The organism is Rhodococcus sp. IEGM 1351 (genome assembly GCF_030056875.1).
Lineage (GTDB): Bacteria > Actinomycetota > Actinomycetes > Mycobacteriales > Mycobacteriaceae > Rhodococcus_F > Rhodococcus_F opacus.
This window is the reverse complement of sequence record NZ_JASHKU010000011.1, coordinates 1-20,231: the sequence shown is the minus strand read 5'-3', so window position 1 is coordinate 20,231 and position 20,231 is coordinate 1. Positions and strand designations below refer to the sequence as shown.

Sequence of the window (20,231 nt, the reverse complement as noted above, 5' to 3'; positions counted from 1 at the left end):
CATTGAACACACGTTGGTGCGCGATTCAGACTCTAAGTAGTACTTAATCGGGTCCGGCCTTGAAATCATATGGTTTATGAGGCAGAGTGACCTGAGTCACGAACAAGGGTCATTCCATCACCGATCTCCCTGGAGCAACAGAATGAGTACCGCGTCACTACTCGCAGCGGCCGACAGTGCCGGCCACGACGCGCGGCTGATCACGGCCGCCGTCGTCGGCGTCGCCGTCATCATCGCGCTGATCACCTGGCTCAAACTCCATCCGTTCCTCGCGCTGTCGATCGGCGCCGTCGGCGTCGGCATCGCCGCAGGTCTGGGTGGGCAAGATTCGGTGAAGTCGTTCGTCGAGGGCTTCGGGGCCACGATGGGCAGCGTCGGAATCCTGATCGGATTCGGTGCCATGTTCGGCAAGTTGCTCGCCGATTCCGGTGGCGCCGACCGCGTCGTCGACACCCTCGTCGGACGGGCGGGCCCGCGGACGCTGCCGTGGATGATGGCGCTGGTCGGCGCCGTGATCGGCCTGCCGATGTTCTTCGAGATCGGCCTCGTGCTGTTGATGCCCGTCATCATTCTGGTCGCGCGTCGTTCGGGGTTGTCGTTGATGCGGATCGCGATTCCCACGCTGGCAGGTCTGTCAGCCATGCACGGTCTCGTTCCGCCGCACCCCGGGCCACTGGTCGCGGTGGCGGCCCTGAACGCCAACCTCGGACTCACCCTCGCGCTCGGCGTCCTCGTCGCGATTCCCACCGTCGTCATCGCCGGGCCGCTGTTCAGCAAGCTGGCGGCACGCTGGGTGGACGTCCCCGTCCCCGAGCTCTACGTGACCGTCGAGGACCGGGAAGGCGCGGAAGCCGCCGCCGAGCGTCGCCGGCCCAGCTTCGCGGCAACCCTGTCCGCGATCCTGCTGCCTGTCGTCCTGATGCTGGGCAAGGCGATCGCCGACGTCATCGCCGCCGACTCGGAGTCGCCCGCGAAGGCGCTGCTCGACTTCCTCGGAACGCCGGTGGTGGCCCTCGGTCTCGCGGTGCTCGCCGGGATGGCGCTCCTCGGCCGGGGTGGCGGCATGGACCGCAAGGCCATCGCCGGCTCGCTGGAGAGTTCACTGCCCCCGATCGCCGGAATCCTCCTCATCGTCGGCGCCGGCGGCGGATTCAAGCAGGTCCTGATCGACACCGGCATCGCCGACGTGATCGCCGACGCGATCAAGGACAGCGCCCTTCCCGTGCTGTTCCTCGCCTGGCTCGTGGCCGTGCTCATCCGCGTCGCCACCGGATCGGCCACCGTCGCGACCGTCACCGCGTCCGGAATCCTCGCACCCGTCGCCGCCGAGCTGACCTCCACGCACGTCTCGCTGATGGTGCTGGCGATCGGGTCCGGCTCGCTGTTCCTGTCGCACGTCAACGACGCGGGATTCTGGCTGGTGAAGGAATACCTCGGCGTCACGGTGGTACAGAACCTGAAGACGTGGACGGTGATGGAATGCATCATCTCCGTCACCGGTCTGGCCGGTGTCCTCGCACTGAGCGTATTCATCTAGAGGGGCTGAGAAATGTCGAGTGAGGTTGGTGAGATGCACGTGAGTACGCGCGAATCTGCAGGACGCACGCCGCAGACCGCGGATCCGGTCCTGGTGCTGATGGGGGTGTCGGGGTCCGGGAAGTCGACGGTCGCGGGGATCATCGCCGGCGCCATGGGCTGGGACCTGCAGGAGGGAGACGCCCTGCACCCACCCGCGAATGTCGCGAAGATGGCGTCGGGGCAGCCGTTGACCGACGAGGACCGCTGGCCGTGGCTCGATGTCGTCGCGGGGTGGATTCGGGAACACACCGAGAACGGTCTTCCCGGGGTCATCACCTGCTCGGCGCTGAAGCGCAGCTACCGCGATGTGTTGCGGGGCGACAACGTCGTCTTCGTGCATCTCGCCGGGTCGCGGGCGCAGATCGGGGAACGGCTGACCGCCCGGCTCGACCACTTCATGCCCCCGTCGTTGCTGGACACGCAGATCTCGACGCTCGAACCGATCGAGCCGGACGAGGACGCGATCGTGGTGGACGTGGGCGGATCGCCCACCCAGGTGGCGACCGAGATCATCGCTCGGCTGGAGGAGCGACTGGCTCGGTGAACCTCCGGCAATCGGACGAAAATCAGTCGAAGTCGCTCGGCAACGGGCGACTTCGACTTACCGTGGCGGGAGGTCTCGGGGAGCGGACGTGACAGTTTCGGGTGCGTTTCTCTCCGGATCGCCCTAGGGTGTCCACTTGGCTGGACAAGCGTCCGATACAACGGAGGGCAGTATGCGAACGCGTGAATCGATCGTGTGGCACTGGAATGTCAGTCGGCGGGCGCGCATGACGTTCTGGTTTGCCAGGGCTTTCGTCAAACCGCTGTTCACGATATGGCCGACGACGGACCGCGGCATCGAACTGCTGGCGACCCTCGACGAGCTGATCGACCGGCTTCCCAAGCCGAAGGGCCTCGACATCGAGGCGATCTCGCTCGGCGGGGTGCCGTGCGAGAAGATCACCCATCCGCGACCCACGATCACGTCGATGGACGGCGCCACCATCCTCTACTTCCACGGCGGCGGATTCGTGTTCTGCGGGCTCGCCACCCACCGGGCACTGTGCGGGCTGCTCGCCGCACGTTCGGGTGCACCCGTCGTCTCGGTCGAGTACCGGCAGCTTCCCAAGGGTGCGATCGGGGCGTCGCTGGTGGACGCCATGACCGCGTATGCCGAGGTGCTGAACGTCTGCGACGACCCCAGCAGGGTGATCGTCGCGGGGGACTCGGCGGGCGGATACCTCGCGATGAAGGTCGCGGAAGTTGCCGCTTTGCGGGGCCTCACCCGGCCGGCGGCCGTCATCGGGTACTCCCCGCTGCTCAACCTCGACCTCGAGGATCACGACCCCGATTTCATGAAACGCGACGCGTACCTGCCGATGTCGCAGGTGGCCAAGCTCAAGGATCGCTGGCTGGCCGGGCCCGATCAGATTCCGGGCGCCCAGTCTCCGGTGAACGCGGATCCGGCACTGTTCCCGCCCGTCTTCCTCACCGCCGCCGAATACGAGATCATGCGGCCCGACGTCGAGATCATCACGGACAGGTTCGATCGCGAGGGACGGCAGATCGAGACCCACATCTGGAGTGGGCAGATCCACGCGTTCCCCGTGATCGGCAAGGTGCTGCGGGAGAGTCGCATGATCATCGGACTCACCGTCGACTTCGCGTCCCGCGCGCTCACGGAGTCGAAGCGGCACTCGGCCTGAACGACCAGAACGGGTGGGCCTGTGCCCACCCGTTCCGCCGTTCGGGTCCTATGCGGGGTTGAGCACCCTGCGAAGCAGCGGTGACACCGTGATCAGCAATCCCAGCAACGCGACTCCCGTGACCAGCACGAGGCCGGAGTGGAACTGGTGGAACCCGGCGCCGCTGATACCGGTGGCCGTGTGCGAGCCGGCGGTGACGAGCGCGGTGGTGAGTGCCAGCACGAGTGCTGCACCGACCTGTGCGGATGTCTGCACGAGGCCCGACGCCAACCCCTGCTCGGAGTCGTCGACGCCCGACGTGGCCTGGGCCATGATCGACGTGAAGCCCAGCGCGAAACCGACGCCCAGCAGTAGCACGCTCGGCAGGATCGCGACCGCGTAGTGGGGCTGGTCGCTCCCCGCGAAGAGGAACCACAGGTAGCCGAGGCTCAACGAGGTCAGTGCCGCGATGATCATGCGTGCCGTGCCGAACGCGTCGATCAGACGTCCGACGAACGGCGATCCGAAGGCCACGATGATGCCGGCGGGCAGGAGGCCCAGCGCCATCTCCAGCGGCGACCATCCGAGCACCGACTGCAGGAAGATGGTCATTATGAACTGGAAGCTCAGGTAGGAGCCGAACAGCGCGACGATGCTGAGGTTCGCCCGCACGATCGAGCCGACCCGGAGGATGCTCAGACGTACCAGCGGGTGCGCCACCCGGTTCTCCACGACGAAGAACGACGCCAGCAGGGCTGCGGCCAGTGCGAACGAGCCCAGCGTGAGCGGATCGGCCCAGCCGCGGGCCGGTGCCGACACCACGGTGTAGACGGCGAGCAGCATCCCCGACACCAGCGTGGCGGCTCCCACGATGTCGTGTCCGCCGTTGTCGGCGGCGCGGTCACGGGGGATCAGGACGGCGCCCGCGACCAGGGCGAGAACCGCGAACGGCACCGGCATCAGGAAGGTCCAGCGCCACCCGGCGCTGGTCAGTAGTCCGCCCAGGATCAGGCCGGACGAGTAGCCGCTGGCTCCGAAGACGGAGAAGATCGACAGGGCCCGGTTGCGGGCGGGCCCCTCCTTGAACGTGGTGGTGAGGATGGACATCGCGGTCGGCGCGGTGAACGCTGCGGCGAGTCCCTTCACGAAGCGGCTCGCGATGAGCAGCGTGCCGTTGTCGACGAGTCCGCCGACCAGGGACGCGATCGCGAACACGGTGAGTGCGATCAAGAAGACGCGGCGGCGTCCGAGGAGGTCGGCAGTGCGTCCGCCCAGCAGCAGCAGACCACCGAATCCGACTACGTATCCGTTGATGATCCATTGGAGCGAGGTGGTGGACAGCCCCAACTCGGTTCCGATGGAGGGCAACGCAACACCCACCATCGAGACGTCGAGACCGTCGAGGAACATGACGAGGCACAGCACGGCCAGGACGCCCCAGAGGCGGGGCGTCCAGGCCTGGTCGGTCGACGGGGTCGTGGTGGCGCCCGACGAGGTGGCGAGGTCCGGGGTGGCGTCGCTGATAGTCACAGGAAGAATGTAGATGCACGTGCAATCAATGCGCAAGCACTAATTTCTTTTGCATTTAATTCGCTTGCACCTTTTGCGTATGCGCGCTAGGGTGCGGGGCATGAGCTCTGAAGCGGACCTGCGCGGCACGTGGCGGTTGCTCGCGAGCAGATACAACGAGATCGCCTGCGAGTTGGATCGTGAGATGCAACACGCTCACGGCCTGAGCATGAGTGATTTCGAGACGCTCGACCGACTGATGGACGCCACCTGCGAGCGACCTCGGATGCAGGACCTGGCGGCCGAGATGTACCTCAGCCCCAGCGCCCTGTCCCGGAGCGTGGCCCGGCTGGAGAAGGCGGGCCTGGTCGCGCGGGCGCTGTGCGAGGCGGACCGGCGAGGCGTGTTCGTCGACGTCACCGACGCCGGCCGCGAGGTGCACGCCGACGCCAAGAAGATTCAGGTGGGCGTGCTCACCGAAAGGCTTTCGGACGCAACCTGACCCGTCAGGTCAGTGAGGTGGGCGTCGCATAGTCGTCGGACGGGAATTCGCCGTCGACGACGGCTGTCACCACGGTGTTCTCGAGCGTGATCGCCCCTCCGTGATTGTCCAGGAATGCCGTGTCCGCGGCGTCGCGACCCGTCGCGATCCGCAGGAGTGCCGAACGCGGAGCCAATCGGGTCGCGTCGACCACACGCCATTCGTGATCGACGAACGCCTCGACGACAGCATGGAAGTCCATCGGATCGCACCCCGGCGCGTACACGGCCACCAGCCGCGCCGGAATGGTGACGGCCCGCAGAAGCGCCACCGTGAGGTGGGCGAAGTCACGGCACACGCCCGCCCCGGACAGCATCGTGTCGACGGCGCTGTCGGTGGATCTGCTCGAACCCGCCTGGTACAGCAATCGCGACCCCACCCACGAGGTGATGTCCTGCAGTAGTTCCGGGTGCGGCTTGGACAAATTGAATTCGCCGCCGGTGAAACCGAAGAACTTGTCCGCCTCCGCATATCGGCTCGGGCGCAGATACTTCGACAGGTCGTAGTCGGTGACCGGAGGCGAATCGGCCTTACCCGCAACCGAAGCCGAGTACTCGACGTGCAGCGATCCGGGTTCACTGTCCAGGAGGTGGACGCGAGTGCCGTGCTCCGCCACCATCTCTCGTGCCTCCACACGATGACCGTCGAGGGTGAACATCAGCGATTCCGACAACTCCGAACCGGGAGTCCGGGCCACCGCGATCTTGAATTCGAGACTGGTGGCGTCGGTGACCTCGATGTCGAGAGTGGCGCTGACGTGACGTTTCATCAGCCCATCCTGGCATCCATCGTCCGGGGGTGCAGAACACCCCCGCCGAAGTCAGGCCTGCACGCGCGGCCGCAACCACGCGACGAGGTCGTCGAGTACCTCCTCGTTCTCCGGTTCGTTGAATACCTCGTGGAACAGGTTTTCGTAGATCTCCACCGTGAGATCCTCCGAACCGACGTACTCCGCGATCAGTTCCGTGCCGTGCACACTCGCGAGTCCGTCGTCCTGGCCGTGCTGGAGCAGCAAGGGAACCGTCAACGACGGCAGACGCTCCGGCAACCGTTCGGCGGCGAGGATCATTCCGCGCGCAATCCCGGCAGGCACCTTTCCGTGGTGGACGAGAGGATCCTCCTCGTAGGCCGATACGACCGCAGGATCGCGGGAGACCAGCTTCGCGTCGAGCGACTCGACGGGCACTCCGGGGAGAAAGCGACCCACCAGCTTGCCGATCTCGACCACGATGCGCGGCGTGCCGCTCGTCACGTCGACCGCAGGCCCGGACAGCATGAGTGCCTTCAGGTCCTGCTGGTGGTCGAGTGCATAGGTCAGCGCGATGGAACCGCCCATGCTGTGCCCGAGGAGGAAGCGGTCGGTGCCGGGCCAGTCCGTCGACGCGATGCCGAACAACTGGTGCAGGTCGTCGGTGAACTCGCTCCAGTCCTTCAGGTGGACCCGTTTGCCGCCCGACCGCCCGTGCCCGCGGTGGTCGGGCGCGTAGATAGCGAGGTCGAGCTCCCCGAGCCGTTCGATCACATGGTCGTAGCGCCGGGCATGCTCCCCGAAGCCGTGGCACAGAACCAGCACGCCGCGCGGGCGCCGCTCGGGGAGCCACACGTCGTAGACGATGGGAATTCCGCCGACGCCGGCGAAGGACGATTCTCGATGCTGCATGATGCCCCTTCGTGGTCCGAATTCGACGACTCAGATCATTGCACGGTGAGGTACCCCGGCACGGGACAAATTAGGGTATCGGTCCCTTCGACAACAGGTCGATGACGGCGCGCGACGTGCGCCGCCGCAGCCACCCACGCGGTCCGTCCTCGCCGAGCGCGGCGCGGGCGGCGTTCAGGCCCGACACCCCGTGTACGCCGCCACCCGGGTGTGCGGAGGCGCTTCCCAGGTACAGGCCCTGAACCGGCGTCTCCGAACGGGACGTGCCCGGCCCCGGCCGGAAGATCAGCTGCTGATGGAGTTGCGCCGTCCCGCCGTTGACGGCGCCACCCACGAGATTCGCGTCGGCCGCTTCGAGATCCGACGGGCGCTGGACGACCCGTCCGACGACCCGCTCCGAGAAACCCGGTGCGTGCGCCTCGAGGACGTCGTCGACCCGCGCGGCCAGCAGATCGGCGGACGCGTCGTCGGTGACGTCGCGCGGTAGATGCGTGTACGCCCAGGCGCTTTCGGTACCTGCCGGTGACCTGGTGGGATCCGCGGTCGTCATCTGCCCGAACAACAGGAACGGGCTGGACGGAACGGTGCCGGTGGTCAGGTCGGCCATCCAGCGGACGAGTCCGTTGTCGTCGGCACCGAGGTGTACGGTGCCCGCTCCGCTCAGGCTGGGGGAACGCCACGGAATCTTCTGCGACAAGGCGTAATTGACCTTCAGGACGGGCGTGTCCCACTCGAAGTGCTCGAGGTCGGCCCGCACGCGGGCGGGGACGGCGTGGTCGGGAAGCAGCGCCCCGTACAGTGCGGGCGCAGAGACGTCGGCGATCACCGCCCGACGTGCCGTGTAGCGGACACCCGACGCCGTCCGTACCCCCACGGCGCGACCCGACCGGACGTCGATCCCGGTCACGGCGTCGCCGTAGTGGAAGTGCGCACCCGCGTGCTCGGCCCGGCGCACCATCGCGGCCGACAATTCGCCCGCGCCGCCCACCGGAACGGGGTAACCGCCGTCCTGGGCGAGCATCGTCAGGATGTAACCCATGACGCCGCTGCCCGGTGCGCCCGGCGGGGTGTCGGCGTGCATCGCGTTACCCAGCAACAGAAGTCGACCCGCCTCGCTCCGGAACAGTTCATGGGCCATCCGCCGTGCGGGCAGGAGGAGGAATCGGGCCAGCCGCAGCGACTCGGCGGTCCCCAGCCGTCGCAGCAGTCGGCCCGGACCACGCACGGGCGGGAACGGGCTGAACAGGGTGCTCAGCAGCGGTTCCTTGATGTCGTGCCACTGCTCGACCAGCGCCGTCCACGCGGCGCCGTCACCGGGTTGACGGCGTTCGAGGTCGGCGGCCGTGTCCGCGGGGTTCGGGTGGATCACCGGCGCGTCCTCGTCGGCAGCCGAGCGGGCGTGCCCGAGCGCGCTGGGCGCGTGACTCCACCGCAGTCCGTGCGACTCGAGGTCGAGACCGCGGAGCGCCGGCGACACGGTGGACAGGGGATAGAACGCGCTGAACAGGTCCGACGTGAAGCCGGGGACGAGTTCCGCCGACCTCACCGCACCGCCGGGCGTCGGCTGCGCCTCCACGACCGCGACGTCCCAGCCCGCATCTGCCAGGGTCGCGGCCGCGACGAGTCCGTTGGGACCGGACCCGATGACCACTGCGTCGACGTTGTTCACTCGACCAGGCTGTCAGAAAAGGCGGCGCTCCGCTCAGATGGACGAGGGTGTGAACGTCACCGGCATGTGCTTGAGCCCGTTGATGAAGTTGGAGCGCAGGCGCTGTGCCGGTGACGTCTGTTCCATGTCCGGCATGCGACGCAGAATCTCGTCCAGCATCACCTTCATCTCGGCGCGAGCGAGGTTGGCGCCGAGGCAGAAATGGTGACCGCCGCCGCCGAACGCAATGTGCTGGGAGTAGTGGCCCGTAGGGCGGTCGATGTCGAACGTGTAGGGGTCGTCGAACACCGCCTCGTCGCGGTTTCCCGACATGTGCCAGATGACCACGCGGTCGCCCTCGGAGATCTCGACGTCGTGCAGCACGGTGTCCGTGGTCGCGGTCCGGCGGAACTGCATGACCGGGGTGGCCCAGCGCAACCCCTCCTCGATCAGAGCGTCGAGCTTGGACGGATCCTCGAGCACCTTCCTGCGCTCCTCGGGATGCTCCATCAGCGCCAGCTGGGTGTGTGAGATGGCGTTGCGGGTGGTCTCGTTACCCGCGACCGCAAGGAGCATGAAGAACATGTTGAAATCCAGCTCGCCCAGCTTCTCGCCGTGTACATCGGCCTGGATGAGAGCTGTTGCGATGTCGTCGCGCGGGTGCTTCTTGCGGTCCTCGAACATCTCCAGGCTGTACGCGAACATCTGGGCCGCCGCCGCCCGTTCCTGCCCTTCCTCGAGATGGAATTCCGGATCGGACGAGCCGATCATCTGATTCGTCAGATCGAAGATCAGCTTGCGATCTTCCTGGGGCACCCCGAGGAAATCGGCGATCGCCTGAAGCGGGAGTTCGGACGCGACATCGACGACGAAGTCGCACTCGCCGCGCTCGATCACCGCGTCGACGATGGTCGTGGCCCGCCTCGCGAGAATCTCGTGCAGCTGGCCGATGCGGCGGGGCGTGAAACCCTTGCTCACGATCTTCCGCAGCGCCGTGTGGTCGGGCGGGTCCATGTTCAGCATCATCAGCTGCTGGCCCGCCAGGTCGTCGGGGCTCAGGTCGTCGATGTAGGTGGCGCCCCGCCACGACGAGTACGTCTCGGCGTCCCGGTTCACCGTCACGATGTCGGCATGCCGGGTGACGCACCAGAACGGGTCGCCCCGCTCGTCGAGGTGCCGGTAGACCGGTGCCTCCCGCCGCAACACGGCGAACATCTCGTGGGGCACGCCCTTCGCGAAGGTGTCCGGGTTGTAGAGATCGACGTCGGCGAGCTGCACTGTCCCTCCTGAGGCCTCACGTACGAGAATACGTTCTAGTCCCGGAGGATGTGGAACAACGAAAAACGGCTCCGGAGAATTGAATCTCCGGAGCCGTTTCCAGTGGTAGCGGGGACAGGATTTGAACCTGCGACCTCTGGGTTATGAGCCCAGCGAGCTACCGAGCTGCTCCACCCCGCGTTGCATTGACAACACTACACCCTTCCCGGAGTGCTCTTGACCAACCCTGGGGAGGGCTAGGTCACATCAGCCGGAACTGGACCATTTCGATGGCGTTCTCGATCGCCTCGGAGACCTCCCGCAAGCGTTCGTCCGCGCCCGCCGCAGCGAGGATCTGCAGGCGGTCGGCGTCCCCCATCGGAATGTAGGTGGCGATCTCGTAGAGCCGCGTGCCGAGCGACCCGCGGAAAGCGCCGATGACGGGAACGTCGGGCGGGACATTGCCGGTCTCCGTCGCGAGACGGCGAAGGAGACCGTACAGGAATTCGAGTCTCTCGATGAGGGACGGGAATTCGTAGTCCGCCGTCTGGGTGCCGGTGTTCTCGTCCGGCCACACATCGACCTCAGCGATCGGATACGGGTTGTCGGGCAACCACTTCGACACCTTGATCCGTTCCTCGGTGCGGCAGAACAGCTCGTACCGCCCGTCGCCGATCGACGCGTGGGATTCGATCCTCGCGATGGTGCCGACATCGTGGCGGACGTCGCCGCCGCCCACCTCGTTGCCACGGGCAATGAGAACGACCCCGAAACGGGGACCGTCCGGTGCGTCCAGGCAGTCGCGAACCAGTTCCTGGTAGCGGGGTTCGAAGACGTGGAGGGGAAGCTGCTGACCGGGCAGCATCGTCGAGCCCAGCGGGAACATGGGGAGCAGAGTCATCAGGGGATTCTCAATCGGGGTACGGGCGTCGCCGGCAGCGGGTCGACGCGATCGATCTCGTCCGTGAGGTGTTCCGACCACGTCAGGAGGCCGGCGATGTCGAGGCCGTGCGGCGCCTCCACCTCGTAATGCCGGATCCGGTCGTGGCCTTGGCGCAGCAGTGACCGCGCGCCGGTCTTGTTGCCCCGCATCAGATGGGTGAGACCCACCGCGAGCTGGGCGAGCCCCTGCCACAGTTCCCGCTCGTCCTCGGGGGCGATCTTCCACGTACCCTCGAGGACCTCGTGGGCGTGGAACGGCATGCCGTGGTCGAGTAGCCGCTGAGCCTCGGTGATCGCCTCGTCGGGTGGTAACCGCAGGTCGTCGGGGATGCGCGGCACACCCTCGGCGTCGTGGGGCAGGGGTCGGCCGAGTTCGTCGCGGGGGCGTGCGTTGAGGGGTTTCCCCGTCCCGTCCCTGTCCCGATCGGTCATGGGACAAGGGTAACGCTCAGTCGCGGGTCGGCGAAGGGTTGGCGAGGGCCGCGGACACACGTTTCGACAGCTCGTCGCGAACCAACCGGACTGTCGCGGACCGCAGGTGAACACGGTCGTCCTGGTGATAGAGGTACCGGCCGTCCGCTTCCACGTCGATCCAGGTCAGTTCGCCCAGAACAGGCTCGTCGAGCCCGCTGCGCGTACCCCGGATGCAGATGTATCCGATTCCGGTCCGCGGCCGGCCGACGATCCTTCGCAGGAGAGTGCCGTCGGAGGCTCGGGCGCTCTGCAGGACTGACGCACCGCTGCTTCGATTCTCGAGATCGTCGGGGTGAGCGGTCAGGGACGGGGTTCGTCCGGGCGCACAGCCGGGCAGGTCTTTCAGGAGTTGGGTGGTCAGCCAGTCGACGCCCTCGGTGCCGGCGTCGATCCGGATGTCGCCGCGGCCCGGTTCTCCGCGCAGCTGTTCGGCGACGACGGCGGCCCGGCCGCGGATGCTGCCCCTCCGGCGAAGCCCCGAGTCGAGTTCGGGGGAGGGGGCGAGCACCGTGACGGACAGTTGCGGATCCCGGAGCGCCTGGATCGCGGCGACCAGTTTCGGTTCGTCGAGCGCGGTCCGCCACTGCTCCAGCTCGCGTTGCTGGACGGCGTACTGATCTTCTGTCGCGGCCGCGGACCGGTATTGCAGCGGGTACGGCATCCGGTCGAGATCGGTTGCTTCCCAAAGACACATGAATTGGGCTGATGTCAGCCGCCAGTTCATGCGCCGATCACCGGGGGTGCGACGGGGTCGAGTTTGCCTATCAGTTCGTTGCCGTTGTCGACGGTGATGAGATAGCTCGGCGTCTGATGCTCCGTGTCGCCATCGCCGTTGCCGCCCGCTCGGCCGGGTGCACCCATCATCCCGGGTGCCATTCCCATTCCGGGACGACTCATGCTCGGTTTCACCGGGGTCGCCGCTGCAGCAGCGGCAGCCGCCCCTGCGCCGGCTGCGGCGCCACCGGACGGGATCGGGCCACCCGGAACCACACCGCTCGAGCTGGACTCGGAGTCACGCTTGTCGTTCTTCCGGCGCGCGCCCGACGCCGAACCCCCGAGGCCCGAACCTCCGGCACCGGACCCCGAACCTCCGCCGATTCCGCCGCCGTAACCCGCGGCACCCGCGCCGCTGCCCGACTGCGAACCGGTACCGGCCGCATTCTGCGCATTCGCTGCGGCAGTCTGCGCGGCCGATCCGGATCCAGCCCCAGCGCCCTGGTTGGCAGCAGATTCGGCATTCGCTGCGGACGTAGCCGCGGCATCATCGCCTGCGGAATTACCGTCCGCGGAGTTCTCGCTATCCGCCGACAAATCGCCCTCGCCCGACGCGGAGGAGGTATGGCTGTCCGTTGTGCCCCAGGAACCGGGACTGCCCGAGCTCGGCGCAGCGACATTCGGATCGACGGAATCGACCCTGCCGTTGGGTGAGTGTGGCGCAGGAAGGACCGGCACATTCGTGCCCACGTCCTGGTAATTCGGGACGTAGATGTTCTGCAGCTTCCGAATGGCCTCCTCCCTCGCCGCATCCCGCGCTGCTTCCTGAGCTTCGGCGGCAGTGGGTGTGAGGGGAAGAAGGCTGAGGGGTTGCTCCGACATCGGTGCTGGGATGCTGTTTTTCACATCCTGCGCAGCACTGCTGAGAATGTCGAGCTTCACGCCAATTGCTTGAACCCCCGAGGTCAATTGGTCACTCGCACCCGCAAGGGTATCCGTCGCAGCGAGCGCCGCGTCGGCGGCAGCGCCCTCCCACTTTTCGGCAATCGTGTTCTTGAGCAGGGCAAACCCGAACCCGATGGGTAGTGAGCCGACGATGGCATGGCAAGCCTGAGCGAGCCCGCCGATGTCGTCGGGGTTCATTTCCTGCGTCTTCGCGTAAATCTCCGAGTGTTGCCAGCCCTCGAAACTCTCCATCGTGGTGATGTATGGAGGGTCTATTTCGTCTGATCCAAGCTGCTCCGCCGACCTCTGCAACTTGGTGCGGTGCTGATCGCCGGCGCCATTCGGCAGCACCGCGTTGAAGAAGGGAGCGAGCGGGTCCTTCGGTGCCATCGGTCAATCTCCCTTCGGGATGAACGGCTCAATGATCCGGGCGGTATCCTCGAGTCCTGCGCACCACTCGGATTCGGGCGCATGCTGGCCGTTTCCCGCGAACACGCTGCGCGTGAAGCCGAGGATGCCATAAGAGGTTTCGATGCTGAGGTCACATGCGTCGGACACACTTGGATCGAAGATCAAGATCGCGCGACGACCGTTGATATCGATGGGTGTCGAGTGGTCCTTCTTCTTCTCTTGTTCTTCTGCGAACGTGATGTTCCCGGACAGCACGTTCATCACGTAGCGGCGCTGTGGAGTGTCATAGCCACAGCCGAGGAAGGTGTAGCTGCCACCTTTGAAGTCGGCATTCGTCTCGCTTGCCGGATCGTATCCGGCCTGGGCAATCGTGGTGTCTGGGATGTCGAGGCAGGGGTCGAAGGTGACTTGAGGGCGGTCGGACTGGTCGACGTGCCTGGGAACCCGAGTAGGCGTGACCACGGATTCAATTTCCGATTGAGGTTCAACCTCGGTGCCACACCCTGCCAAGAGTGCCAATGAGAGTGCAGCGAGAGCGATTGCGTTGCGTTTCATTGTTCGATTTCTCCGTGGATTCCGGCCAGTGCCCGCCCGATGGCGCTGTCGGTATCTGCAAACGCGTCGCCCCCGGCCTGAAAGGTGTCCCGCATAGTCTCGATAACGAGACGAAACTGGTTGAGGCGCTCCCTGACGGAACCGGAGCCATCGCCGCCGTTGAACTTGGCGTCGTATCGACCTTGAAGTTCCTTGGCTGAGTCGAATCCACCAAAGCCCGAGACGTACCTCAATTGGTCGGCATTCTTAATCGCCTGATCCATCTGCTCGATCATCGTGTTGCAGATGCCCACGCATCGTTGGATTGCGTCATCTTCCAGACGCAGTGTTTTGCTCATCCCCATCCCCCCAGTACTCGACAGGACCCCCACGGCCGCGTGCGGAGATGCTACCGCACACGTGTGTCACGCGGTCTAGTGTGCGGCGACCCGATGTTCAGGCTGCGTGGAGGTATTCGATGAGGATGCGTTCCACTGGTGAGCTGATCTGAACCTCACGGAACGGCAACGGTTTCGGTAGTGGTGGTGCGGTTGATCGGTACCGGTGTCCGGTGGGGGTGTGGATCTCGATCTTGTGCAGTCCGCCGGGCACCTGGTGGGGCTTGGCGTTCCACCCTGCACCTTGTTTGGCGTAGTTGCAGGCCGCGCACAGGCCGGCTCCGTTGTGTGCGGTGGTCGGGCCCTCGTATTCGCGGGGTTGGATGTGGTCGTGATGCCGGATCGGCGCATCGCACCACGGTGTCCGGCACGTTCGATCGCGGAGATCGATCATCCTCGCCAACCCGGCGGGGAAGCAGCGGGCTTGGGACTCGGTTGCGGTCAGGGCTCCCGAGTGCGGGTTCGCGTACAGGCGGCGCAGGGTCACCCGCGCCTCGTCCCCGGTGCCTGGATCGATCGCGGCCTCGACTGCCTCATTGATCCAATGCCCCGCCAGTGCCGCGGGGACGGGCCCGTACCCCTGCACGCAGGCGGGTTCGGACCCCCGGTCGAGGAGCGCACGGTCGGAGATGACGAGGTTCACGGTGATCGGAGGTGCAGTCGCGGTGTGGGGCGCGCCGGTTACTCGGGAGACGAGGAGGTCGGCCATGATCTGCGACCGCGTGCGCTCGTCACCGGCGGCGAGGATCGAATCGGCGTCACGGGCAAGAGTCGCGTGCACCGCGACCCCCTGTGCCACCGGCAGTAGGGCGCTGACGTAGGCCATGGTGTCCGGTGCGGGACGGGAGGTGACCCGCCGATCCGATACCGACTTGCGGGCCCGCCGCACCACGGCCTCGGCGTCGACTTCCGCAGCGGCCGCGCGAACTTTCGCGCACACCGCCGGGTCGCCGAGGCCGTCCAATGTTGCCGGGTCGGCGCACAGCAGGTAATCGAGTGCAGTGCGGTCTTCTCGGGTGAGGCATGCAGTTTCGCGGACGAGAATTGTTGCCCGCCACTCGCTGAGCACCCCTCGTTCGAGCAGCGCCAAGGCGCAGGGCATCTCGTGGACGAGAGCGGTCGCCATACCGAGATGACGGCCACCTCGAAACGGTGAGTCCCGTCGTGCCAACGCCACCTGGTTGGCGATGCCTCGCCCTCGCTGTGCGGCCGGCACTTCGCGGTCTGCTCGTGCGGCGCGGATGGAGGCGTCGAGATCTGCGGTCACCCGGGCTTGCACGCCCGCGCAGGCGGCTTTCACCTCTTCGAGTGTGCGGAGTACGTCGATGCGTGTCGCATCGTCGATATCTCGGTCGAGTTTCGGTAACTCGGCCAGAAATGCGATCACCGCTGCTGCATCCACCCCGACCCCCCGGTTGCCGTCGATTCCCTCGAATCGAACGTATGTTCTAGCTTAGCCGACCTCACTGGATCCTGGCAATACCTCGCCGGCACCCACCATGCGCATGGCGAGGTCGGCGTACAGGTCCGCGACAGCCTCCGGCTCGGTGTAGGCGCCTGCCGGGAACCAGCGGCAGATGTCGACGCACAGAGACATGAGGGCGAGGGTGACGCCTTCGCCGTCGGGCACCGTGAATTCGCCGGATGCGGCCCCGGCGTCGACGACGGCACGAACGATGCGGGTGATGTCGCGGCGCAGTTTGACCACGTCGCGATAGTGCTCGGGTGTGAGGGCGTTGAGTTCGTACTGCACGACGCGAGCCTGTGCGTGGTGCGTGGCCTGCCAGCTCGCGAACGCGCCGATCATCGCCTGCAGTCTCGTCGAGGGCGCCTCGTCGGGGAGGTCTGCACTCACGACGACGTCGAGCGCCGCGGTGTGGCCTTCGTAACTGATCGCGAAGAGCAGCTCTTCCTTGGATCGGTAGTGCGGGTACATCGCGGCGGGGCTCATATCGAGGCGGGCGGCGATCTCACGGGTGGTGGTGCCCCCGTAACCGCTGGTCGCGAACGCGTCGACGGCTGCGGCTCGGATGCGGGCGGCAGCCTTGGAAGGGCTGATCACCTGGTTCGGTGATTCGCTCATGTCTTTCTCCATCCTCGGCTGCGCGGCTGTTGACAATACCGCGCCGCACCATCAGTATAAGCAAGCGCTTAGAAAATAAGCACACGCTTACAAGCGTGGACACACCACAGCTGGATTTCGAAAAAGGAGCGGTCATGCGACGCACCCTGTACGGCCCCGATCACGAGGCATTCCGCGAATCGGCCCGGGAGTTCGTGAACCGCAACCTCCTGCCGGTGGCCGACAAGCTCATCGAGCAGCGCTTCATCGACCGCGAGATCTGGCTCGAAGCCGGCCGCAACGGATTCCTCGGCCTCGAGGTCCCCGAGGCGTACGGCGGAAGCGAGGCCGGTGACTACCGGTTCAACGCGGTTCTCGCCGAGGAGCTTTCGCGGGCGAGCGCCGCCGTGTCGTCGAGCTTCGGTATTCACGCCGACGTCGTCGCGCCGTATCTCGTGCAGCTCACGACCGAGGAGCAGAAGCAGCGCTGGCTGCCCAGGTTCTGCACCGGTGAGCTGCTCACCGCGATCGGTATGACCGAGCCTTCCGGCGGTTCCGACCTCGCGTCGCTCAAGACCACCGCGGTCAAGGACGGCGACGACTGGATCATCAACGGTTCCAAGACGTTCATCACCAACGGCTACAACGCCGACCTGGTGATCGTCGCGGCGCGCACCAGCCCCGAGAAGAAGTCCAAGGGCATCACCCTGTTCGCCGTCGAGACGGGCATGGAGGGCTTCGAGCGCGGACGCAAGCTCGACAAGGTCGGCCAGCACGAGTCGGACACCGCCGAGCTGTTCTTCGAGAACGTGCGTGTCCCGTCGACGAACATCATCGGTGAGATCGACCGCGGATTCATCCACATGATGGAGATGCTGCCGCAGGAGCGTGTCGGCGCCGCCGTCTCGAACATCGCTCACGCCGCGCCGATCCTCGAGGAGACGATCCAGTACGCCAAGGACCGCAAGGCATTCGGCCAGCCCATCGGCTCGCTGCAGTGGAACAAGTTCCTCCTCGCGGACCTCGTCACCCGGGTCGAGGTCACCCAGGCCTACGTCGACAACTGCGTCGCCGCACACGCCGACGGTGAGCTCACGGCAGTGGACGCCGCCAAGGCCAAGTGGTGGACTGCTCAGGTGCAGAACGAGGTCCTCGACCACTGCGTGCAGCTGCACGGTGGCTACGGATTCATGACCGAGTACCGTGCCGCCCGTGCGTGGATGGATGCCCGTGTCACCAAGATCTGGGCCGGTTCCAACGAGATCATGAAGGAACTGATCGGCCGCGACCTCGGCCTCTGAACCCGTACCCCGTAGCCCGACGACAAAGGAGTCGCTTCGTATGTCCGTTCTCGACAAGTTCAGCTTGACCGATCGGGTGGTCGTCGTGACCGGTGCGTCGTCGGGCCTCGGGGTGGCGTTCGCGCAGGCCGCGGCGGAGGCCGGCGCCGACGTGGTGCTGGCAGCACGCCGCACCGACCGTCTCGAGAAGACCGCCGAGCTGGTGCGGGCCGCGGGACGTCAGGCGCTGTGCGTTGCGACGGACATCGCCGACCCGGCTCAGGCGCAGAATATGATCGACGCAGCCATGGAGAAGTTCGGCCGCGTGGACGTGCTCGTCAACAACGCCGGCGTCGGTACGGCTGTCCCCGCGACGCGCGAGACGCCGGAGCAGTTCCGGCAGGTCGTCGACATCAACCTGAACGGTTCCTACTGGGCGGCGCAGGCGGCGGGCAAGGTCATGAAGCCGGGCAGCGCGATCGTGAACATCGCGAGCGTGCTGGGTCTCACCACCGCGGGACTTCCGCAGGCCGCGTACGCCGCGAGCAAGGCCGGGGTCATCGGTCTCACCCGCGACCTGGCGCAGCAGTGGGGTGCCCGCAAGGGCATTCGAGTGAATGCGATCGCTCCCGGGTTCTTCGAGACGGAGATGACGGATCAGTACCAGGACGGGTACCTCGAATCGATGAAATCGCGGCTGGTTCTCGGTCGCCTCGGCGATCCGGAGGAGCTGGCCGCGACCGTGGTGTGGCTCGCGTCGGACGCCGCCGCGTACGTCACCGGACAGACGATCGCGGTGGACGGCGGCATCACCATCACCTGAGCGTCGGGTTGGGCGGGCCTGCCGTGCTGGCGTATAAGTAGGAAATGACCACGCGCACCGTCCATGAAGAGTGGGACGACCAGCCCGCCCCGTCGATGGCGGCCACCGATCTGTTGCGGGAGCCTCCGGCGACCCCGCGTGGAGCACGCACTCGCGCGGCGTTGGTGGCGGCCGCGCGGATGGTATTCGAGCGGTCCGGGTACCTCGATGCCAGGCTCACCGACATCACGAAGGAAGCCAACTGCTCGACGGGGTCGTTCTACACGTACTTCGACAACAAGGAGCAGGTGTTCGCCGCTGTGCTCGAGGTGGCGCAGGAAGACATGATGCACCCGGGGATGAAACGGGTGCAGGACACCGACGATCCGTACGCCGTCCTGGAGGCGAGTAACCGCGCCTACCTGGAGGCCTATCGGCGTAACGCCAAGCTGATGGGGCTGCTCGAACAGGTCGCGCACATCGACCCGGCGTTCGCGGACCTGCGGCGTCAGCGGGCCGACGCGTTCATCGCACGCAACGCGCGGGGCATCGCGGAACTGCAGGCGCGGGGCATCGCCGACAAAGAACTCGACCCGATGCTGGCGTCGCGGGCGCTGTCGGGGATGGTCAGCCGGTTGGCGTACAACGTGTTCGTGGCCAGCGTGAACGGGACCGACGGCACTCCCGTCGACTTCGACGACGTCGTGTTCACCACGACGCGCATCTGGGCAAATGGACTGAGGTTCCCCGAGCGGAGCTGACCTCTCTCCGACGGCGTCAGCGCGTGGGACACCCAGGTCGACGAAACTGAATCCGACACCGGGTTCAGGTGTTTTCTGTGGAAGACTGGGGCACGTCCGTGTCCCCTCGAGGGAGGAATCTCGTGCAGGTTACGCAGAAGGTCGCCATCGTCACCGGTGGCGGAGGTGGAATCGGCGGTGCACTCGCGGAGCGGCTCGCCGCCGAGGGCGCCCGGGTCGTCGTCACCGATCTCGATGCCGCATCGGCCCAGGCGGTGTCGGACCGGATCAACGCGACACGTCCGGGGGCCTCGATCGCCCGCGGCGCCGACGCGTCCGAGGATGCACAGATCGCGTCGGTCATCGACGCCGCGGAGGAGGCGTTCGGCCCCGTCGACCTCTACTTCGCCAATGCGGGTGTCGCGGCCGGGGAGGGCCTCGAACCCGACGATGCGGTGTGGGACCTCGCCCTCGACGTGAATGTCCGTGCGCACATCCGCGCGGCACGCCGCCTGGTCCCCGGCTGGATCGAGCGCGGCGAGGGGTACTTCGTCAGCACGGCCTCCGCCGCCGGGCTGCTCACCCAGATCGGGTCCGCCCCCTACTCGGTGACCAAACATGCCGCAGTCGGATTCGCCGAATGGCTGTCCGTCACATACGGCGACAAGGGCGTCCGCGTCAGCTGCCTGTGCCCCATGGGCGTCAACACCAAGCTGCTCACCGACGACGCCGCCCTGTCGGCCACCGCCGCACGCGCCGTCACCACCGCGGGTTCGGTACTCGAACCATCCGAGGTGGCCGAATGCGTGCTCGCCGCAATGGAAGCCGAACAGTTCCTGATCCTTCCGCACCCCGAAGTGCTGGAGATGTACCGGCACAAGGGCGCCGACTACGACCGATGGATCCGGGGAATGCGCCGCTACCAGGCCTCGCTCCTCGCCCAGTCGTCCTGACCCGACCGCACGAGGAGTCCGCATGTCGCTGTTCGACTTATCCGATCGCGCCCGGCAATACCAGATCGATCTGCTGGAGTTCATGGATTCGCATGTGTATCCGGCGGAGGCGGTGT

General features: G+C 66.3%; 21 protein-coding genes and 1 tRNA gene. 8 read left to right on the top strand and 14 right to left on the bottom strand.

Annotated elements, in window-relative coordinates:
* Nucleotides 1–142 precede the first annotated feature (142 nt).
* The 3 genes from QM806_RS20080 to QM806_RS20070 all read left to right on the top strand — a co-directional run bounded on the left by QM806_RS20080 (nt 143) and on the right by QM806_RS20070 (nt 3,266).
* On the top strand, nt 143–1,537 hold the full coding sequence (locus QM806_RS20080; RefSeq protein WP_005264067.1) for a GntP family permease: 1,395 nt from the start codon (nt 143–145) through the stop codon (nt 1,535–1,537).
* Between the two features lie 33 nt (nt 1,538–1,570).
* Nucleotides 1,571–2,122 carry a gluconokinase gene (locus tag QM806_RS20075; protein ID WP_005573887.1) on the top strand — a complete coding sequence of 184 codons (552 nt, stop codon included), beginning with the start codon at nt 1,571–1,573 and terminating at the stop codon, nt 2,120–2,122.
* Nucleotides 2,123–2,294: 172 nt separating this feature from the next.
* Entirely contained in the window at nt 2,295–3,266 is a 972-nt protein-coding gene (locus QM806_RS20070; protein WP_283292587.1) for an alpha/beta hydrolase, read from the top strand.
* A 48-nt stretch (nt 3,267–3,314) separates the two neighbouring features.
* Here the strand turns inward: QM806_RS20070 and QM806_RS20065 are convergent, their stop codons facing one another.
* The gene (locus QM806_RS20065; protein ID WP_283292585.1) at nt 3,315–4,811 is read right to left on the bottom strand and encodes an MFS transporter; all 1,497 of its coding nucleotides are present in this window, start codon (nt 4,809–4,811) and stop codon (nt 3,315–3,317) included.
* Nucleotides 4,812–4,875: 64 nt separating this feature from the next.
* Here QM806_RS20065 and QM806_RS20060 point away from each other — a divergent pair, with 64 nt between their 5' ends.
* Nucleotides 4,876–5,256, top strand: coding sequence for a MarR family winged helix-turn-helix transcriptional regulator (locus tag QM806_RS20060; RefSeq protein WP_065492177.1), 381 nt, complete (start codon nt 4,876–4,878; stop codon nt 5,254–5,256).
* Between the two features lie 4 nt (nt 5,257–5,260).
* Here the strand turns inward: QM806_RS20060 and QM806_RS20055 are convergent, their stop codons facing one another.
* The 13 genes from QM806_RS20055 to QM806_RS19995 form a co-directional block, all read right to left on the bottom strand.
* On the bottom strand, nt 5,261–6,064 hold the full coding sequence (locus tag QM806_RS20055; protein WP_120660453.1) for a transglutaminase-like domain-containing protein: 804 nt from the start codon (nt 6,062–6,064) through the stop codon (nt 5,261–5,263).
* 51 nt (nt 6,065–6,115) lie between these two features.
* Nucleotides 6,116–6,955 carry an alpha/beta hydrolase gene (locus tag QM806_RS20050; protein ID WP_061701609.1) on the bottom strand — a complete coding sequence of 280 codons (840 nt, stop codon included), beginning with the start codon at nt 6,953–6,955 and terminating at the stop codon, nt 6,116–6,118.
* A gap of 70 nt (nt 6,956–7,025) precedes the next feature.
* A complete protein-coding gene (locus tag QM806_RS20045; protein WP_054247129.1) occupies nt 7,026–8,624 on the bottom strand; it encodes a phytoene desaturase family protein in 1,599 nt (532 codons plus the stop codon).
* 33 nt (nt 8,625–8,657) lie between these two features.
* Nucleotides 8,658–9,881, bottom strand: coding sequence for a cytochrome P450 (locus QM806_RS20040; protein WP_283292580.1), 1,224 nt, complete (start codon nt 9,879–9,881; stop codon nt 8,658–8,660).
* A 103-nt stretch (nt 9,882–9,984) separates the two neighbouring features.
* Nucleotides 9,985–10,061 (bottom strand) — tRNA-Met (locus QM806_RS20035).
* Between the two features lie 61 nt (nt 10,062–10,122).
* On the bottom strand, nt 10,123–10,761 hold the full coding sequence (locus QM806_RS20030; protein ID WP_005569482.1) for an LON peptidase substrate-binding domain-containing protein: 639 nt from the start codon (nt 10,759–10,761) through the stop codon (nt 10,123–10,125).
* Nucleotides 10,761–11,234 (bottom strand): DUF309 domain-containing protein, encoded by a 474-nt coding sequence (locus QM806_RS20025; RefSeq protein WP_005264077.1) that lies wholly within the window; start codon nt 11,232–11,234, stop codon nt 10,761–10,763. Before QM806_RS20025 ends, QM806_RS20030 begins: the two co-directional genes overlap by 1 nt.
* Before the next feature lie 16 nt (nt 11,235–11,250).
* A complete protein-coding gene (locus QM806_RS20020) occupies nt 11,251–12,000 on the bottom strand; it encodes an ESX secretion-associated protein EspG (RefSeq protein ID WP_133985110.1) in 750 nt (249 codons plus the stop codon).
* Nucleotides 11,997–13,325 (bottom strand): hypothetical protein, encoded by a 1,329-nt coding sequence (locus tag QM806_RS20015; RefSeq protein ID WP_120660458.1) that lies wholly within the window; start codon nt 13,323–13,325, stop codon nt 11,997–11,999. The genes QM806_RS20020 and QM806_RS20015 overlap by 4 nt, the downstream gene beginning before the upstream one ends.
* A gap of 3 nt (nt 13,326–13,328) precedes the next feature.
* On the bottom strand, nt 13,329–13,901 hold the full coding sequence (locus QM806_RS20010) for a DUF3558 domain-containing protein (RefSeq protein ID WP_120660459.1): 573 nt from the start codon (nt 13,899–13,901) through the stop codon (nt 13,329–13,331).
* Nucleotides 13,898–14,239, bottom strand: a complete 342-nt coding sequence (locus QM806_RS20005) for a hypothetical protein (protein ID WP_308820916.1) — start codon at nt 14,237–14,239, stop codon at nt 13,898–13,900. The genes QM806_RS20010 and QM806_RS20005 overlap by 4 nt, the downstream gene beginning before the upstream one ends.
* A gap of 97 nt (nt 14,240–14,336) precedes the next feature.
* On the bottom strand, nt 14,337–15,680 hold the full coding sequence (locus QM806_RS20000; protein WP_269591270.1) for an HNH endonuclease signature motif containing protein: 1,344 nt from the start codon (nt 15,678–15,680) through the stop codon (nt 14,337–14,339).
* Between the two features lie 51 nt (nt 15,681–15,731).
* Nucleotides 15,732–16,361, bottom strand: coding sequence for a TetR/AcrR family transcriptional regulator (locus QM806_RS19995; protein ID WP_269591271.1), 630 nt, complete (start codon nt 16,359–16,361; stop codon nt 15,732–15,734).
* Between the two features lie 134 nt (nt 16,362–16,495).
* Between QM806_RS19995 and QM806_RS19990 the strand changes: the two genes are divergently transcribed.
* From QM806_RS19990 to QM806_RS19975, 4 genes are all read left to right on the top strand, one after another.
* Complete coding sequence (locus tag QM806_RS19990; protein ID WP_005264084.1) at nt 16,496–17,641, top strand: acyl-CoA dehydrogenase family protein; 1,146 nt, start codon at nt 16,496–16,498, stop codon at nt 17,639–17,641.
* 40 nt (nt 17,642–17,681) lie between these two features.
* Entirely contained in the window at nt 17,682–18,443 is a 762-nt protein-coding gene (locus QM806_RS19985; RefSeq protein WP_005251443.1) for an SDR family NAD(P)-dependent oxidoreductase, read from the top strand.
* Between the two features lie 44 nt (nt 18,444–18,487).
* The gene (locus QM806_RS19980; protein ID WP_133985100.1) at nt 18,488–19,183 is read left to right on the top strand and encodes a TetR/AcrR family transcriptional regulator; all 696 of its coding nucleotides are present in this window, start codon (nt 18,488–18,490) and stop codon (nt 19,181–19,183) included.
* A 122-nt stretch (nt 19,184–19,305) separates the two neighbouring features.
* Nucleotides 19,306–20,115, top strand: coding sequence for an SDR family oxidoreductase (locus QM806_RS19975; protein WP_005569497.1), 810 nt, complete (start codon nt 19,306–19,308; stop codon nt 20,113–20,115).
* The last annotated feature ends 116 nt before the right edge of the window (nt 20,116–20,231 follow it).